Source organism: Chitinophaga sancti (genome assembly GCF_034424315.1).
GTDB classification, from domain to species: Bacteria; Bacteroidota; Bacteroidia; order Chitinophagales; family Chitinophagaceae; genus Chitinophaga; species Chitinophaga sancti.
In genome coordinates, this window is sequence record NZ_CP139972.1 from 3,572,667 (window position 1) to 3,589,009 (window position 16,343).

At 40.4% G+C, this 16,343-nt stretch carries 17 protein-coding genes and 1 pseudogene; 8 read left to right on the plus strand and 10 right to left on the minus strand.

What is annotated here, in order from left to right:
• Positions 1 to 410 precede the first annotated feature (410 nt).
• A pseudogene (locus U0033_RS13660) lies at positions 411 to 565 on the minus strand (IS5/IS1182 family transposase); the annotation flags it as partial.
• Positions 566 to 696: 131 nt separating this feature from the next.
• Between U0033_RS13660 and U0033_RS13665 the strand changes: the two are divergent.
• Positions 697 to 822 carry a hypothetical protein gene (locus U0033_RS13665; protein ID WP_262487780.1) on the plus strand — a complete coding sequence of 42 codons (126 nt, stop codon included), beginning with the start codon at positions 697 to 699 and terminating at the stop codon, positions 820 to 822.
• Positions 823 to 991: 169 nt separating this feature from the next.
• Here U0033_RS13665 and U0033_RS13670 read toward each other — a convergent pair whose 3' ends face one another.
• The 4 genes from U0033_RS13670 to U0033_RS13685 form a co-directional block, all read right to left on the minus strand.
• Positions 992 to 1,459 (minus strand): hypothetical protein, encoded by a 468-nt coding sequence (locus U0033_RS13670; protein ID WP_072364879.1) that lies wholly within the window; start codon positions 1,457 to 1,459, stop codon positions 992 to 994.
• Positions 1,440 to 1,982 (minus strand): hypothetical protein, encoded by a 543-nt coding sequence (locus tag U0033_RS13675; protein ID WP_072364877.1) that lies wholly within the window; start codon positions 1,980 to 1,982, stop codon positions 1,440 to 1,442. The genes U0033_RS13670 and U0033_RS13675 overlap by 20 nt, the downstream gene beginning before the upstream one ends.
• Before the next feature lie 241 nt (positions 1,983 to 2,223).
• Positions 2,224 to 2,970 carry a hypothetical protein gene (locus U0033_RS13680; RefSeq protein ID WP_072364875.1) on the minus strand — a complete coding sequence of 249 codons (747 nt, stop codon included), beginning with the start codon at positions 2,968 to 2,970 and terminating at the stop codon, positions 2,224 to 2,226.
• A 12-nt stretch (positions 2,971 to 2,982) separates the two neighbouring features.
• Complete coding sequence (locus U0033_RS13685; protein WP_072364873.1) at positions 2,983 to 5,772, minus strand: hypothetical protein; 2,790 nt, start codon at positions 5,770 to 5,772, stop codon at positions 2,983 to 2,985.
• Between the two features lie 341 nt (positions 5,773 to 6,113).
• Here U0033_RS13685 and U0033_RS13690 point away from each other — a divergent pair, with 341 nt between their 5' ends.
• Complete coding sequence (locus tag U0033_RS13690; RefSeq protein WP_072364871.1) at positions 6,114 to 6,398, plus strand: hypothetical protein; 285 nt, start codon at positions 6,114 to 6,116, stop codon at positions 6,396 to 6,398.
• Positions 6,399 to 6,453: 55 nt separating this feature from the next.
• Positions 6,454 to 6,702, plus strand: coding sequence for a hypothetical protein (locus U0033_RS13695; protein ID WP_072364869.1), 249 nt, complete (start codon positions 6,454 to 6,456; stop codon positions 6,700 to 6,702).
• 159 nt (positions 6,703 to 6,861) lie between these two features.
• On the opposite strand, the gene U0033_RS13700 is transcribed toward U0033_RS13695, so the two are convergent.
• Entirely contained in the window at positions 6,862 to 7,764 is a 903-nt protein-coding gene (locus tag U0033_RS13700; RefSeq protein WP_083571826.1) for an AraC family transcriptional regulator, read from the minus strand.
• Between the two features lie 160 nt (positions 7,765 to 7,924).
• Here U0033_RS13700 and U0033_RS13705 point away from each other — a divergent pair, with 160 nt between their 5' ends.
• Both U0033_RS13705 and U0033_RS13710 read left to right on the plus strand, forming a co-directional pair.
• On the plus strand, positions 7,925 to 8,749 hold the full coding sequence (locus U0033_RS13705) for an MBL fold metallo-hydrolase (protein ID WP_072364863.1): 825 nt from the start codon (positions 7,925 to 7,927) through the stop codon (positions 8,747 to 8,749).
• 16 nt (positions 8,750 to 8,765) lie between these two features.
• Complete coding sequence (locus U0033_RS13710) at positions 8,766 to 9,650, plus strand: MBL fold metallo-hydrolase (RefSeq protein ID WP_072364860.1); 885 nt, start codon at positions 8,766 to 8,768, stop codon at positions 9,648 to 9,650.
• Positions 9,651 to 9,831: 181 nt separating this feature from the next.
• Here U0033_RS13710 and U0033_RS13715 read toward each other — a convergent pair whose 3' ends face one another.
• Together U0033_RS13715 and U0033_RS13720 are read right to left on the minus strand one after the other, a co-directional pair.
• A complete protein-coding gene (locus U0033_RS13715) occupies positions 9,832 to 10,617 on the minus strand; it encodes a helix-turn-helix domain-containing protein (protein ID WP_072364858.1) in 786 nt (261 codons plus the stop codon).
• Between the two features lie 25 nt (positions 10,618 to 10,642).
• Positions 10,643 to 11,539: an SDR family NAD(P)-dependent oxidoreductase gene (locus U0033_RS13720; RefSeq protein WP_245801858.1), complete on the minus strand. Its 897-nt coding sequence runs from the start codon at positions 11,537 to 11,539 to the stop codon at positions 10,643 to 10,645.
• Between the two features lie 444 nt (positions 11,540 to 11,983).
• Between U0033_RS13720 and U0033_RS13725 the strand changes: the two genes are divergently transcribed.
• Positions 11,984 to 12,457 (plus strand): hypothetical protein, encoded by a 474-nt coding sequence (locus tag U0033_RS13725; protein WP_072364854.1) that lies wholly within the window; start codon positions 11,984 to 11,986, stop codon positions 12,455 to 12,457.
• A gap of 127 nt (positions 12,458 to 12,584) precedes the next feature.
• Here U0033_RS13725 and U0033_RS13730 read toward each other — a convergent pair whose 3' ends face one another.
• Positions 12,585 to 12,947, minus strand: a complete 363-nt coding sequence (locus tag U0033_RS13730) for a DoxX family protein (RefSeq protein WP_072364852.1) — start codon at positions 12,945 to 12,947, stop codon at positions 12,585 to 12,587.
• 131 nt (positions 12,948 to 13,078) lie between these two features.
• Between U0033_RS13730 and U0033_RS13735 the strand changes: the two genes are divergently transcribed.
• Together U0033_RS13735 and U0033_RS13740 are read left to right on the plus strand one after the other, a co-directional pair.
• Positions 13,079 to 13,444, plus strand: a complete 366-nt coding sequence (locus tag U0033_RS13735; protein WP_072364850.1) for a winged helix-turn-helix transcriptional regulator — start codon at positions 13,079 to 13,081, stop codon at positions 13,442 to 13,444.
• Between the two features lie 159 nt (positions 13,445 to 13,603).
• Positions 13,604 to 14,320, plus strand: a complete 717-nt coding sequence (locus tag U0033_RS13740; protein ID WP_245801857.1) for a transglutaminase-like domain-containing protein — start codon at positions 13,604 to 13,606, stop codon at positions 14,318 to 14,320.
• Positions 14,321 to 14,422: 102 nt separating this feature from the next.
• On the opposite strand, the gene U0033_RS13745 is transcribed toward U0033_RS13740, so the two are convergent.
• Positions 14,423 to 16,339: an alpha/beta hydrolase-fold protein gene (locus U0033_RS13745; RefSeq protein WP_072364846.1), complete on the minus strand. Its 1,917-nt coding sequence runs from the start codon at positions 16,337 to 16,339 to the stop codon at positions 14,423 to 14,425.
• Positions 16,340 to 16,343: the final 4 nt, after the last annotated feature.

Here is a 16,343-nt window from a genome sequence, read left to right on the forward strand (position 1 = left end):
TTTATCGGTACATGAAGAAGTTTGGGTATTTAAAGGCATACAAAATCTGGCCTGGTGTTTATTTTCTTCGGAATGATATACAGCGATTGTTACAGCTCAGAGAAGGGTATTCGACTTGGTTTATTTAATTTTTAATAACAAAGCTTACTAATAATAAGCTTTGCAGTGAATTTTACTGATGAATGAATTAATGTTAGATAAATCCTCCATATACCGGTTCGAAAGTTGTCCCTCATAGCCCGCTAAATAGACCGAGTGGTTTAGCAAAAGATTTAGGCCTTCAGATTAAAAATCTGGAGGCTTTTTTGCGTTTAGGAGGATGTAAGTTTGAATTCCTTTTAAGGTATGAGATGGAATTTGCCAGCTAATGGTAATTGACAATCAAATTACTTTAGCAGTAAAAGGTCAGGAATTGGGCTTTTAGCCATACGTCCATTGTTCGGGCAGTATTTCCCTTCGGCTCATCATAAATAAATGTGAAATCTATCAGTTCACTAATTTTACGGAGAAGATTATCTTTGGGTACAATCAAATCATATAGCCCTGAATAAGCGCTAAGCTGGATTTCTTGTTATTGAGCTAACATCTAAAAGTATTGCTGGTTCCATTATAAGATACCCAAAAAAGGAGCAGCAGAAGTTTAGTTTCTGCTCTTTTTTTTATCTCAATTTTCATGGAGCCTTTTTCAGTGCCCTCATGAATAATCTGGAGGCCGTTTTAGTATTTGGGAAATTTGAGATCGAAACTGCCGGTCATGACCTGAATGATTTTGACGGTAACAACTTCAGGGAGCCTACAGACAAGCAATCTGTATTTAGGTAAAAGATGATGTTTAAATAGACTGTCAGACACCCTTTCATGTTCTTTAAAAGGCAATTTTAATCACGCTACATAATAATTTTGAACTAATTGCTATTGGGCCATTTCTTTGAATCGGCTATCACGTTACGTGATTAATAGAAATGTACATAGTTCCTAACTTTATTATTCCCTAAATATACTGCCTATGTATATTTGACAGCTCTACCATCCACACCCCTGGATCTTTAAAATAGTTAATATAGGCAACACGATGACCTGGTATCAGATAGAACCACATGCATTTCCCATCTGCTCTTTTAATAACTAAATGTGGTGTATCCTTTTTCATGGAATAATCCACATCAATAAGCTTAACCCTGGGAGCATAAGGTTTATTTGTTATAAGCATAGAATTGTAAACAATACTATCATCTAACATCACCATAATACTATCATTGAATTCCTTTTCAAAAATCAGGCGTATACTTTTATTTAAAGTATCTGTATAGTCCATCTCCCCTGATTCTGCTTCCCTAAAAGCTTCAATAAAAGGTTTGATTTCTCTATCGCAACAACTATGTTGCTGCCCTGATGACTTGAAAAAATAAAAAAGTAAGGCAAAGATTAAAAGTACTCTCCTATTTCGTTTTTTGCTCATCGATATCTATTTGATTAATAATTTGAAGTACCTGTCCTGGACTTACCTTACTTCGATCAAATTTATTCAGTACATATTCGTTTATTGTTTTCCCTTCAAGCTTAATACCAGGATAGCTCATTATGCTATGTATTATTAAATCCAAACTGGCTCCAGGAGTAATGTTTCTGTCTACTCTTATCAGGGATCCGTCGCGGGCCATGATAGGTTTTGCGATTATTTGAATATCTTTTGCCTGGTTTACGTCATCTGTATGATTAGGTCCTGCAGTATGAACTAATTCATGAAGTATATCTCGTGTCAAAGATGCTGTTTCACGAGGGGTATTAGGGGGCACGACACTCCTGGAATCATATGCATTTAAATTGTTCATATTAACTTTTGTAAATACAAAAGTTGTCAGCCCTCCTGATGGCGATTCTGGACGGTCAATAAGAGTGGTTCCAAAATCTACACCCGTCTCCAGTGCATCTACATATTCAACAATAATGGAACCAGAATAGATAGTATTGCCATTTCCCACATCTTTTGAGCAAACCTGGAAACTGTTTGATTATTTCATTACGCAATCCTTCTAAATCCTTAAAACTTCAGACTCGTTCTTAAGTTTCGACCGTTATATACAGGGTTCTATGCTGCCTATTTGATTGGCCCAAAAGGGGCATTAAAAAAAAACACATACCAGATAAAAAAGAATAAAATTTTAAATTGGCCTCTATCCCGTATAAACAATCTCCAACAAATATTTGACAACTTAGTCAGGCTTAAGAACCCAAAAGACCTGATGGCTTTTTAAATAAACGATTCATTTCTTCCTTGTTATAATATCTATCCGCAAGATCAAACAACCATTGTGCTAAAGCTGACGAAGTATTTATTCTATTGTGAAGGGCTGCTATCTGTTGCAATACATCTTTATCTTCATTGATAATCTTATCAAAGTTTTCATCAGTTATAAGATCAAATGCATCCCGCAAAGATTCCGGATCAGTATCAATAAAATTTTCAGGATGATACAATCCCCATCCGCAATAAAGATTATCGCTAAAGAACAACGAAAAGTCTTTTGAAACCGAAACCTCAATCAGTTTGCTGGCTTGTGCAAATTCATCATTGAAACATAAAAGTATGTTTCCTTCCAGATGATAATACCTGTATTGAAATGGTTCCAGCTGAAAATCTTCTGAATACTTAGACAGCTTCGGAAGACCTTCAACTTTCTCTATGTTTGTTAAACTGGAGGGTACAAGATTTTGCTCAGGATAAAATAATGATACCAGTTTAAGCAATTTGCTTTCCGCATCAAATCCTAATGTATCAGCGGATGTCATATGTAACCATTTTTCTTTACTCCCAATCACAGCTTCTCTCTCGTTCTCCATCTCAGCGGGCGTATTAGCGGTCGTCAGAATAACCGATAAATCTCCCAGTATCAACTGTGGTTTAACAGTCAACTGCTGATTATATTCTAAAGTAATACTTGCTTTTTCTGTAAGTGCTAATTCTAACATAGGTTAAATTTATCAATATAATTTATTTCCTGGAGCAAAGAACCCTTCCTTGTCAGGTATTTTTCCTTCGAGGATCATTGCTTCTGTCACAGCTTCACCTGGATCGCTAGCTAAACCACCCAATGCTTTAGCTCCGCTCTCACCTTTCTTCCCTAATTTACCATATGCAGTGATAACATTACCAGCACTACTTTTACCACCCTCTACGACCACAATAGTACCATCTTTTAAATAATACAACCTCTGACCATTTCCTGACTCAAATACCGCCTCCGGTGCGGAGATGATACTCTTTACCTGGTCTTCCGTTACCCCATGAGAAGTATCGGCATGGTAATTAGGGGCTTTCCTGTAGCTGCCTTTTACCTTCAGATCCTCAGTGATCTTTTGGGCAATTGTCCTGTTTCTCTCAGTTAACGCTGTTCTATCTACTATTTTCTGAAGGTCCTTCTCTATTTTAACAATATCTGCGTCGGTCAGTTTCTTAATATCATTATAAACACCCAGATAAAAGCTTCTTTCTGCTTCGCTGAGTACTTCCGCTATAATCTTCTGTTTTTGTAATTGCAACAGGAAGCCTTTGAACCTAACCGCAGTTTTTTTAACGACGTCATACCCGACTATCAGCAGTCTTAACATTTGTTCTGATCCCGGAGCAATCATTGAAAACATCCGACCAGACATTGATGCTTTAAGCGCTTCCAGCGATTTCTGCAAGCCAGCCCTGGCCTTTGCTGCACTAACAATATTCTGCTGAATTTTAGCATCAATGGTAGATAATTTAGCCAATGATTTTTGCAGCTCCACTACATCATGTGTCTTATTAAAGGCTTTTGCAGCTTCCGAAAGCGGTTTGGCTGCCTTAAATGCTGCCCCAACAGCAGCAGCATCCATTCCTGCTCCTATGATTGCTAAAACTACCCAAACAAGATTAGGGCCATCTGAAAGCAATCCAACATCATGTGCGTCTGAATCCGTTTTATATTTCTCAATTTCTTCATGAACAGCATACACACTTAATCCCAGAGAGGCTCCAGCTGCAAGAATAGCGGGAAGACCTGTACCAAAAGAAGCAATTGTCAACGCGATACCAATAACAACAAAACAAACCGCTTTTAATATTTTGACCGTTCCAAGATCTTTGACCTTATCTTTAATGATCAGTTCAAAGATGCTATCATCGGTTACACCCTGCATCTGTTTGGAAACATTGATCAGATTACCCAGTTCATAGATCCGGTCATCATGTGTTGTGATATCTATCCAGGTATTTTTAATACTCTCTTTTTTCTCATCGATATATGCCTGTAAGAAACTTTTAAGCTCTTGTTTGGATTTAATACGGGAAAGTTTTTCTTTATTGAATCCCTCTTCCTGCATTATTGGACTCGCAGATGGTAACCCGGTTATCAGTTTATCGCCTGCACTTTTCTCCGCCTCCGATTCTCCACTCAATTCCAGTTGCCTTTGAATCTGGTATTCAGTAATGTTCTCAGAGTAACCTCCTGCCATGATAGCCTCTGATATCTTCTCACTGGCCTTATCATAATGTTCTTTCGCGCCCGATTTACTTATTTCATTAAATAACCGGGTCACATAATTATCATCATTTAATTTCTTTTCTGCTTCAAATAGCACATGGCGATATCGTTGTAAATGATCTGATGCTATTGCAATCGTTTCTTTTCTGAAAGCCGCTTCATAATTATTGACATACAGTTCAAAATCATCAATACTCTTAAAGCCATGGGCTTGCATAGCGGTTGTCAAGGCTATTCGCTCCGCATCTTCTGCTTTCCGTAAATACTCGCGGTTATTGTCATGTACACCAAATTCATCGCTACCAGGTATCGCCTTATAACTTCCCTCACCCTTTTTGAACTCTTTGTATCTTTTATACAAAGTCTCCAGCCCGTCTATTTTATCTTCTATTTTACCTTTTTCTGCCTGTGCCTGTTCACGTTTCTTTTTTTCTTCCAGATACGCGGCAATAGAACGTTTTAATTCTTCAAGATCAGTCGTTTCAATGCTGATCTTACTTTTATAATCAAGGAAATCGGCGACATCGAACTGATCGAGTAATGAGGCAATGTCATTAAGTTTAGCATAGTTTTCAGGGGTAAATGTCTGATCCGCACGCAGAAATTCTTTGATCGCAGGAGGGAGGTTATCCAGCTTCCGTTTTTGCGACAGTACCTGCTTCTTGAAATCATTCCATATATCGATACGGCCCTGCTCACCTTTATTTATTTTGGTGCCTGGCGCGATGCCCGTACTCTCATAAAACCGCTTATCGATTTCCGCCCCGGTACCCTCGCTGACAGTTTCATCGCCTTTCTCAGCCTCTCCGTTCGACGTTTTATATTTGGCGAGGCTGGACCTGGATACTTTGAATGTGACGGTTTCTCCGATATGTTTTGATATATCCCGATAGATCTCGGCGGCTCCTGCATTCGCTGCCCATTCGAAATTCACTATCCTGTTAAAGATCTTCAACTCGGCATACCGGCGGAATTCCTGCTGAGATAGCGTTCCTTTTGGAATTTTGATCTCAAAAGGTATCGTTTCTCCCTCTCCGTCTTTCTGTCGCTGAACAATACTACTTCCTTGAATAAGGTTTTGGGGCCTTATAGACTCATCCGGATCACCTGTATTACTATTTGATGATTTAGCTTGAACAAGAGGTGTAAAAAATGTATTGGTTTCCTGTGTGTTAGAAAAAAAAGCTGGGGGGTCTGTTGTGTCGGTTGCACTTTTTCTCGTACTATCAGGTTTACCAGTTTTGCTGGTATATTGTGACATGGGGGTTAAAATTTTGATGAATATACTTAAATATCTATTTAAGAATTAGTCCGAAATAGCTCTTATCCTCCTTCTGGTCTCCTTCTCCTCTAAGTCTCCTCAACACATAGTATCAAAAAGATTAATACCTTTCGAACACACAACTTTTACCTATGTTAAAATGTAAACTATCACTAACCCTGGTAGCATGCCTACTGTATGACTACCATAGGCCCACAATTTCATGTATCAATGTCCGACTCCGAGGCCCCGTTTTCAAACATCGCCACCCCGGATGGAGGATTTATTGACTACAGTAAAGAAGATAAGACCGTTTCGGGAATGACTGGAACAAATACAGGATGAAAGTTACCCTGCTCCGGTACGACAAGGATATGAAAGTGACAAAGGAAAATAAGCTTTCCGGAGGCAACAATGCGTACAGCAGGATCCTTTATTCTTCTCTTGAAAAGATTGGTGATAAAATCTGGTTCATATACGTGGAACTTGACGAGAAGAATAATATTGGCAATATCATGGCGATAGAGATAAATCACCAGGCTCTGGAAACAAGTACGCCAAAAACATTAGCTGCGAGCAGCAGTATGGAACTCTCTCTCCCTATGATGGGGGGAGGCCGAAATTAGAAAGATATTCCTTAAATATTCACCGGACCGCAAACATGTATCACTTTTCGCTGGAGTGGGTAAAGTTTACCTCAGTTATCCAGGCGGAATTTCAGTATTCAAACAAACAGATGCCCCTTTCCACAAACCCATCCGCCTGACAAACGCTACACCTGCTCACGTAATTCTACTACCTTCAAAGCAAGGCGATTCAATACACATCGCAGGCACCTATACCGATAAAGGCGATAACCTGGGAGGAGTATTTAAAACCACCATGACCAACTTCAAGCTTTATAATATACTCCTGCAGTTTTACTCATGATAGGTTGTTTTAGGTACTGGTATAAGTTCCATTCCAAATAAATTGAGTAATTGATTCACATTATCCATTCGCATGGTTGTTTTACCTTGCTCAATTTCCCGGATGAGTCGTAAACCCAATCCTGGTTTTAAGGATAGCTCTTCTTTGTTTTGGGAACCTTCATGATTTACCAGCAGGAAGTGATCCCCAATTACCATATTGCTCACGATATACAGCTGGATAACATCCTACAATTGACTTAAAAAATCTAACAAAGTTGGAAGGAGCTGAAAAATTATATTCATAACTAATCTCTGCAATCGTCTTTGCAGTGGATATCAATTCATACTTGCAGGTCTGTGCCAATTCATTGCGGATAAGTGTTTGAGCATCCTTTCCGAATGTATCCCGGCAGAGTTGGCTAAAACGGTTTCGATTCATCTGCAACATGTCAGCATATTCCCTTACTGTTTGCCGGTCTTTGATATGCTCTTTCAAAAGCTTTTTAAACCTTATCATATCGGTGTTCCAGTATAAATTACCTTTCAACTGGTTGTGAGCCGTAAACTTTCTGTTCAGAAGGATTAAAAGCTCATACAGATAAGCCCTCAGCAAATGTTGACTATCTTCAACCAGGTTTTTAATTTCAGACATAATCCAGCCAAACAACAGTTTATATCGTTCGTTCTCAATGCTATCAATAGGTACAAACTGGGAGCAATTGTAGTTACCGAAATAGTACAATCGGCTCAGGAACATACTATCTTTCAAGAACGCCTCAATGAATTCTCCTTCGAATATCAGCATCATGCAATCAGGCACTATTTGAATATCCCATTTCCTGGGTTGTGCCGGGGAGAGGAATATAACGGATGGCCCGTTAAAATCGATAACCTCTGTTTCTAATGTGACTGATCCCTTTCCTTCTGAAATCAAATAAATCTCATAAAAGGAAATGGTATAGACCTGACCTGACAACAAATTTTTACCTGCTATTTCAGATAAATGAAAACAGTCAACTAATAACTCCCTGCCATATTTGCGTTTGTCGAATTTCACCTGGACCATACATAAAGATAACATGGAATCACAAATAATAAAAAATATGCCCCAAAACAACTAACCAGTAAGACTATTACAATTCGGAATTTCTACCTGTGATGCAAATTGATAATAAATAAAACAAAATGATAGTATACACAGGCGGCACTGAAAATAACTTTGTGATATAAAAACATCGACAATGTCTACTACATTACCGCACTCAACCACCTACCGTGTCAAATCAAATGCAAATTTGACGGTGCACTCTTTTGTGTCTCCCGGACCACTATTCGCAAATGCAACACACATCATAGAATTATCCGATCAACTGATCTTAGTTGATGGACAGTTTTTTGCCCAGTATGGCCAGGAATTCCGCGAGTTAGCCGATAGTCTTAAAAAGCCTATATCCAGATTTTACATAACACATGATCATCCGGATCATTACCTGGGCATGGGCGATGCATTCCAGGATGTAACTGTATATGCATTACCAGAGATCAAAGCGTCCATCTTGAAAGCTGGTCCTATCGAGCTACAGGAAAAAAAGCAAAAAATGGGCAACCTGATAGCCGGTCAACTGGCTTTCCCTACTGCAACTGTCGAACCAGGTGAAGAGGTGATTAAGGGGGTTAAATTCATTTTTGAACGTGTATTGGATACTGAGTCTCCTCCCACACTTGTTATTAAGTTGCCGGAACTGGGAATTATCATTGCTCAGGACATTCTATACCATAACGCACATGCATTCATAACCGGCCCAATAGATAATTGGAAGAAAGTCCTCTATCAGATACGGGAAGACGAAGCGTATGACCTGATTCTTCCCGGACATGGCAGGCCTGCTGAAAAAGCCGACATTGACAATGCGATCAATTACCTTGAAAAGGCCTTCTCTATTTATTCCAATACTACCAGTCCGGAACAATATAAGCATGAACTACTGGAAGCATATCCATCGTATGCGGCAGAAAAGCTTATTGACATATACAGTCCGATCCTTTTTGGTGGACAATCACACTAACTCAATTATCATATATATGAAGACAAAAATGCTGATGCTGGTACTCGTTGTGATGAGTATCACAAATATCACCGCTCAACAATTACCCAAAGCGAATGTAGTACTGGCGGTCAATACCAGGGATATAAAAATATTCACTTTAGTTGCTCCTCCGGAAATGTTCTCTAACACGACGCATGTTATTGAACTTCCAAATGAGCTTATCGTAGTGGATGGTCAATTTTTTGCACCCTATGCACAACAGGTAAAGGCATTAACAGACAGTTTGAAAAAGCCTATCACCAGGTTTTATATTTCACATGATCATCCTGATCATTACTTAGGATTTGGTGATGCTTTTCCTGATGCACCTGTGTATGCGTTAAGAGAGACAAAAGAAAAAATTGAAAAAGAAGGGAAAAGTACATTAGAGCAAAGGCAGAAACAATTTGGTACAATCATAGCCAATTCATTGAACATCCCGACACATATACAGGAACCTGGTGAACAAACGATAGAGGGAGTGAAATTCATTTTTGAAAAGTCATTACACAATGAAGATGAGGTGTCATTAGTAATCAAAGTTCCGGCTGTGAATGCATATATCGCTCAGGATATAGTTTACAACAAAACACATTTATTCATCTCAGGAGATACGGGAGGATGGAAAAAGGCACTTAAAAAAATTGAAAGTGAGAAACATTATTCGATCATACTTCCCGGACATGGCAATCCAGGCAACCGATCTATTATAGCAGAAGACCTGAAATACCTGGATTTTGTAGATAAGACGCTTGCCAACACGACGACCAAAGATGAATATAAAGCGAAATTGCTGGCCGCTTATCCTCAATACGGAGGGATTCATCTGATTGACATCTATCTGGCCTATTACCTTAAAAAAGACTGGATAAACAAGTAATTACGCAACTGGTTGTAGTGCTAATCATTACAACCAGTTTCAATTTTTAGATTATGGATATACGGTTTATAGCCGCTTTTTGCATATTTCATACTATGAAAAATTGATCAAATACCTTTACAAAAGCTAAAAAATACCGATCAGGTTTATTCAAAGATATAAAGAGCTATTCACTACTCTATTACTCCTGTTTTCGCCGCAACAGATCAGAGGGTAAAATATTGAACTGCTTTTTAAAGGCGAACGAAAAATGAGATAAGGTTTCAAAGCCCAGTTCCACAAATATATCAGATGGCCTTTGATGTTTTTTTTCAATCAAAAAATAGGCTTCCGCTAAACGCCGACATACGAGCCAGTGATTTGGCGCGTCGTTAAATATGCTTTTAAAATCCCGTTTGAAGGCCGACAGGCTACGTCCGCTCAGATAAGCAAAACGTTCCATGCTTACATTGAATTTGTAGTTACGGTTCATAAACGCTTCCAGGTTTATTTTTTGCGGAATACCGTAATCAAAAAATACCCCCGCCAGTTCTGGTATTTGCTTCAATAAGATCAGTAATAACTCTTCCCGCTTCACATTAGCGAATACCGGCTCCAACTTACCGGATTTATAATAGGGAATCAGCGAGTGGATAAAATGATCTGACAGCCCATTAGGCGGCAAGGATAAAACCGCTTCTGTAGACTTGAATTTGCCGGACTCAGTTTGATGAGCGGCCTGAAATTTTTTCAAAAAGCTTTCATCCAGGGTAATGAATACTTTGGCAATCTCGCCATCTACCTTCTCCCTGACATACCGCAGCAAATTATTTTTGCGAATAAGTCCGGCCTGTCCCGAATTGAAATCATAGGTTTTGTTCCCGTCATACAGGCGCATGATCCCTTTGATCACATAACAAAAGGTATGCTCCGGAACAAACTGTTCCGCCGATATTTCACCAATGATATAAGTTTTCACATCTTTCATTGCCTATCAAATTTACATTATCTGCTTAAACCTGGGTTAGTAAAGCCCGGGTTTCGGCCACGACGCGGTCTTGAAACCCGGTATCCTGAGCTAATTTAGAGCCCAGCATAGGCCGACCTTTCTCATCGAAATAAACTCCGGTTTTCCCCGACTGGTCTGTCAGGATACCCGTTATGGTCTTGGCTGTTTTTTCGGGCGTGCTTTTATATTGCGCAACAGCAGGGATCAATGAAAATATTTTGCCAAACAGGTAACGTACAATGGCATTGGTATCCTCGCCACCAAGATTGGTTCCATGGGTTATTCCCGGCTCTACCGCATTGACATGTAACCTCGGGTTTTCTCGTGCCAAAGCCATCGCCGCTACCAGAATGCATTGCTTTGAGGTAGAATAAGCGTCCATTCCAGCCATTTTAGAACCTCCTGCCAGCCATTCCCCACGGGCGCTGGCCTCGGCAGAGATATAACGACCGCCTTTAAGTCGCATCATTTTTACAGGTTCACGCTCTGGATCTTCAATGGCGGATACCACAAATAATACATGGGCGCCATCGGGAAGATGAGGCGCCAAAGCTTCTGTCAATGCAAAGGGCCCGAGATGATTGGTCGCATAAGTTAAATCCCATCCCTGGGCGCTTTTACGCGCCTTCCGGGACATGATACCCGCGTTATTGAGCAAGCCAGCTATCGGCAGACCAAGATCGATGATTTGCTTTGCTGCAAATCGCACGCTGCTGATATCGGAAATATCGCAAACGATGGACACCGCTTGTTGTCCGTTTTTTCTGATACCCGTTTGTACCCGGTCAAGTTTTTCTTTATTACGGCCAACCAGGATCACTGTACCATGTTTTGCCAGTTCCATGGCTGTCGCCAGGCCAATGCCTGAAGTGGGGCCGGTAATGATATAGGCTTTTTGCATATTTGTCATAATTTTCCTGTCAATGTGTAGGACAAAATTATGCGCAAAACTATTTCGGGGTTATCCTGAGAAGTCCAGACTGACTTTCCTGAGCAGCTCAATTTCAGGCCAGTTTAATACATTGAAGGTCGTAAAAGCAAAAGAATGCTGCACCGGCATGGATTTTCCTTAACTTTAACCAATACCTCTGGATACGATGAAATGGTTTGAGAAAAAGTTTGATTTTGAACACAATGAGCTTGCCATACAGACCCTCACGGAAAGGCTGGCTGCATTCCCTTTAAAACTGGCTCAGCATGTGGCCAATATACAGGAACAGCAATTAATCACCGGCAAATGTCGGTCAAGGAACATATCGGTCATTTAAGCGATCTGGAACCGCTTTGGCAAGGGCGGTTAGCAGCAATCCATAAATTTTTAATGGGCAAACAATAAAATAATCACATGAAAATAACAATTATTATTTTTGCTATACTAGTTAAGAGTCTTTCAATATCCGCTCAGGAAACCAGTGCCAATAATGAAAAAATTATCTATTTGGCTCATGTTAGTATGGATTCTATAAAAGCTAAGATATTTCATGAATATGCCGACAGTATAAATAATTTTCAAACAGGAAATCTACCCGCCTTTATACAAACCCCTTGCTTTGACCTTACTGTAGGATTGTGGAAAAGTTTTCACTCACCGATGTCAATAAGATGGGAAATTTTACAAAAAGTAAATAACAAAGCAGCCTTAAAAAGGATCTTAGCTACTAAAGACAGATCACTTTTTCTTAAGTGCTCTTCTAAAAGCACATTTCAGATTCCTTACTTCGATAAAAGTTATAAATACTTAATCAAAAAACGAATAAAGGAGTTTAAGGAAGGTCGTTATACTATTAAATTGGTTCTTCCAACTTTTGTTGAATGCTGACAATTGAGTTAGTGTTTAAAAAGCCTTTCTGCCTGATAAAACTGAATCCATATAAAACTGCTTCCCCTCACCGAACAAATTAGCGACAATCAATGTCAAAAGAAAGGCTACGATTACTGCAGGTGTTTTATTTGACATAACTTAGTTTTCTGAAATAGTAATAGGATACACATAAAATTGCAAACGGAATCAGCGGTGCCACACCTTTTGCAACACCATCAGCTAGCCAATGTGCCAGGCTTGCGGAAAGCAGTAATATTCCGAAAGCGACATAAGCCCATTCTTTAAACATCCTGGGTATGGCAGGGATGAGGATAATTACCGCACCAACAATCTTACAGATGTCTAATTCAAGATTGAAATAAGCAGGGAAGCTAAGTCTGTGTATGGTTTCAATCAAGTAGGTCCTCGGGGCAAAATAGGATGGAAGCACAATCAAAGCCATTCCAATAACAGTAATTATCCAATAAATTCTTTTTTCTTTCTGCATGATTCTAATATTTACAGCATAAAATTAGTTTGACATAACTTTACAGTTGTTATCTGTTACCTTCTAGAAACTGGTTTCCTTGATGAAATCAAGTGGCTATTGATAATAGTAATTACAGTAATTTGAATCATATGAATGCAAAAAAAACAGCCTCACAGGCACCTGATTGTAGAGAGCAATTAATTGCGATAAAGGATACCATGATCTTGTTATCGGGGAAATGGAAAATTCAGATTATTGGATGGCTGCTGCTATATGATAAGGTACGTTTTATGGATATGCTGCGTGGGATAGACGGTATTGCTGCTAAAATGCTCTCTAAAGAGTTACAGGAACTTGAGCAAAATGAAATAGTGGTCCGAACTGTGATGCCTACGAAGCCGATAACTGTGGAATACGAACTAACGAAACATGGTAAGACTTTAAGCGCGGTAATTGACGCTATTTCGGCCTGGGGAGTTACGCATCGAAAATTCCTGTTTAAAAAAGAAAGGTAATGAGGTCATCTATTTTATGTGCATACATCATAACAAGCTTTAAAAAACCATCCAGTCGAAAGATTTTGAGACCTTTTTATACAAACCTTCCGTTATATGCTCTTACAAGCTTCTTCATTTTTTGAATTCCATACTGAGTACCCTGTTACCAGCATTTTCATGTTACGGTCCAAAAGCGAGCGTGCCCAGATCGTCAGGCAGGAGGCATTTCTGACGAAACCCTTGCTGCCGGTGAGTGAATACATAGATGGATATGGCAATATTTGTCAACGGACTATTTTACCCGCAGGAATTACTACGATTGAAAGCAGTGTGATCGCTGAATGCGATATGGATATTGATGTAGATACAGCTGCGGCATATGTAGCAATAGAAGATTTACCGGATCATGTATTGCAATATCTGCTGCCAAGCAGGTACTGTGAAGCAGACAAGGTTGCAGAACAGGCGATGGAGATCGTAAAGGATATGCAATCGGCATATGCACAGGTAGAAGCCATCCGACAATGGTGTTATAATAACTTATCCCGTCAGTATGGTACGACGAACAGTTCTACATCAGCGATTGACGTATTGGGTAGCAGAATGGGGGTGTGCAGGGATTTTACCCATGTAGCAATTGCGCTGTGCCGGAGTATAAACATACCAGCCAGGATGGTAGTCGGATACCTGCATGAACTAAAACCGATGGATTTGCATGCCTGGTTTGAGGCTTATGTTGGGAATAGATGGTATACTTTTGATGCGTTGATGGAGCGGCCGGTTGGAGGGCGGATTATTATGGCTTATGGGAGAGATGCAGCAGATGTGGCATTTGCGAGTCATTTTGGCGAGGTGGTGCTGGCAAAGATGGAGGTAAAAGTGGATGAGCTCTAATCAAGTAGTTCAGTCGGTAAGAATAAAAGCCTACCCGACTCCATCAGGGATACGAATAATAAGAGAGGCTGTACCGGACTTATGATACAGCCTCTCCTATTATCACCTGAATAAGAGTTGGGAAAATTTGTAAAGATTATTGCGCCACACCGGCCAGGTATGGCCACCAGGATACTCGCTGTATTTATATTTGACGCCTGCTTCATCAAACCTTTTCAACATTTGCTGACAGTTATTGTATGCTATATCCTCTTTACCCCCCATAGCGATCCAGAACTGCTTCAGATCAGTATTGATCTTACCTGAAGACTTTTGCATATAAGCATATTGTTGTTCTGCCACAGGTTGCTGCCCCCCAAACCAACCAGAGCTAAAAACCCCGAGATAAGCAAAGAGATCAGTGTGATTGACACCCGCATAAAGGGTTTGAATACCGCCCATAGACAGTCCAGCCAATGCCCTGTGTGCTGCATTTGTAATCGTACGGTAGTTTTTATCTACAAAAGGTACCACCACATTGACCAGTTCATTTTCAAAAGCCCGCAATGCCATTTCATTAAATCCGCCGGTAGAAACATTCCCGTCCATCATCACGACCAGCATCTGTTCTGCCTGTTGTGCGGCAATAAGATTATCCAGGATAAGATCGGTCTTTCCCTGTGTACTCCACCCACGTTCATCCTCACCTCCGCCATGCAGCAGGTAAAGCACAGGATACCGCCTGCTGGTACTGGTATCATACCCCGGAGGCGTATACACAAAACAACGCCGCCATGTATTAGTAACCAGCGAAAAATAACGTTTCATGCGTACATCACCATGGGCAACATCTTTAATAGCATAATAAGCGCCACCGGAAAAAGGTATTTCTATACCCGCAGCCATACGGCCCATTCCATAAAAAGTTTCGCTGGCCGGATCGGCAACCGCCACCCCGTCTATCAGTAATGAATAATAATGAAACCCTTCACTGATGGAATCTGTAGTAGCTATCCAATAACCTCCTGTATCCTTCGACAGCTCATATTTCCTCCCAAGATCAACCTGCACCTGTTTTGCCTGTGGTGCTTTCAGGCGAAAAACAACACGATTATCAGGCAATACCTGTGGAAACCGGGCATTTCGTACATTGGTAGCAGCTGGACTACCGGCTACAGTGTAATGCTGAAATACTGTGGGTGACACAGGCTTGAAGAGAAATTTCGAAAACATATACAGGCCGTTTTTCCAGACTTTAAAATCATGCCCGCCCGGCTCTAAATAATAAATGTGCGGCACTTCATTTTCATAGAGATAATCGTGCATACGCTTACTGATGCTAATGAGATTATCATCATTTCCGCATGAAATCCAGAGAAGTTTCAATTGCTTTTTTATCAGTGCCGGATCCGGCACTAATAACTCAGGCATTTTCGTATTGGGAGCAGCAGAAAAGCTACCCACCCAGGCAAACCTGTCAGGGTGCGCCAGACCAAAGTTGAGTGATTGCCCTCCCCCCATCGATAGTCCTGCAATTGCCCGGTTTTCCCTGTCAGTAAATACCGGAAATTGCTTTTCCACAAAAGGAATGAGGTCCTGCAAAAGGTCCTGCTCAAAAGTAGCGAATGCCTGCACCTTGTCAGGGGCCATTATATTGCCGGTAGCCCGGTCATCCTTCATCGCTCTTCCGTTTGGCATAATCACTATCATTGGTACCAGTTGCCCTTCTGCATATAGATTATCCAGGATTATCTGTGGGGAGCCGCCATTGAGCCATTCCTTCTCATCACCGCCAATGCCATGCAATAAATACAAAACAGGGTATTTTTTCTTTTTAGAATAGCCGGGAGGCGTATACACCAGGGCCTTTCGTATTGTACCTACCGTGCCGGATTGATACCGGATCGTATCAATCCTGCCGTGACTGATATTATTGCGCAGAGAATCGAAGCCATTTGGCGCCTGGGTAGCCATCTCCTGTGCATCTCCATACAGGTAGGCTAAACAAAAAATGGAAAGTAGAATGATGCTTTTTTTCATGTGA

What these genes read in the sequence shown, in the direction of transcription:
- U0033_RS13700 (WP_083571826.1), bottom strand. Translation starts at nt 7,764, where the DNA reads ATGTTATCTTTATGTATGGTCCAGGTGAAATTCGACAAACGCAAATAT.
- U0033_RS13720 (WP_245801858.1), bottom strand. Translation starts at nt 11,539, where the DNA reads ATGCAAAAAGCCTATATCATTACCGGCCCCACTTCAGGCATTGGCCTG.
- U0033_RS13710 (WP_072364860.1), top strand. Translation starts at nt 8,766, where the DNA reads ATGAAGACAAAAATGCTGATGCTGGTACTCGTTGTGATGAGTATCACA.
- U0033_RS13730 (WP_072364852.1), bottom strand. Translation starts at nt 12,947, where the DNA reads ATGCAGAAAGAAAAAAGAATTTATTGGATAATTACTGTTATTGGAATG.
- U0033_RS13665 (WP_262487780.1), top strand. Translation starts at nt 697, where the DNA reads ATGAATAATCTGGAGGCCGTTTTAGTATTTGGGAAATTTGAGATCGAA.
- U0033_RS13745 (WP_072364846.1), bottom strand. Translation starts at nt 16,339, where the DNA reads ATGAAAAAAAGCATCATTCTACTTTCCATTTTTTGTTTAGCCTACCTG.
- U0033_RS13715 (WP_072364858.1), bottom strand. Translation starts at nt 10,617, where the DNA reads ATGAAAGATGTGAAAACTTATATCATTGGTGAAATATCGGCGGAACAG.
- U0033_RS13685 (WP_072364873.1), bottom strand. Translation starts at nt 5,772, where the DNA reads ATGTCACAATATACCAGCAAAACTGGTAAACCTGATAGTACGAGAAAA.
- U0033_RS13735 (WP_072364850.1), top strand. Translation starts at nt 13,079, where the DNA reads ATGAATGCAAAAAAAACAGCCTCACAGGCACCTGATTGTAGAGAGCAA.
- U0033_RS13680 (WP_072364875.1), bottom strand. Translation starts at nt 2,970, where the DNA reads ATGTTAGAATTAGCACTTACAGAAAAAGCAAGTATTACTTTAGAATAT.
- U0033_RS13725 (WP_072364854.1), top strand. Translation starts at nt 11,984, where the DNA reads ATGAAAATAACAATTATTATTTTTGCTATACTAGTTAAGAGTCTTTCA.
- U0033_RS13690 (WP_072364871.1), top strand. Translation starts at nt 6,114, where the DNA reads ATGAAAGTTACCCTGCTCCGGTACGACAAGGATATGAAAGTGACAAAG.
- U0033_RS13705 (WP_072364863.1), top strand. Translation starts at nt 7,925, where the DNA reads ATGTCTACTACATTACCGCACTCAACCACCTACCGTGTCAAATCAAAT.
- U0033_RS13670 (WP_072364879.1), bottom strand. Translation starts at nt 1,459, where the DNA reads ATGAGCAAAAAACGAAATAGGAGAGTACTTTTAATCTTTGCCTTACTT.
- U0033_RS13740 (WP_245801857.1), top strand. Translation starts at nt 13,604, where the DNA reads ATGTTACGGTCCAAAAGCGAGCGTGCCCAGATCGTCAGGCAGGAGGCA.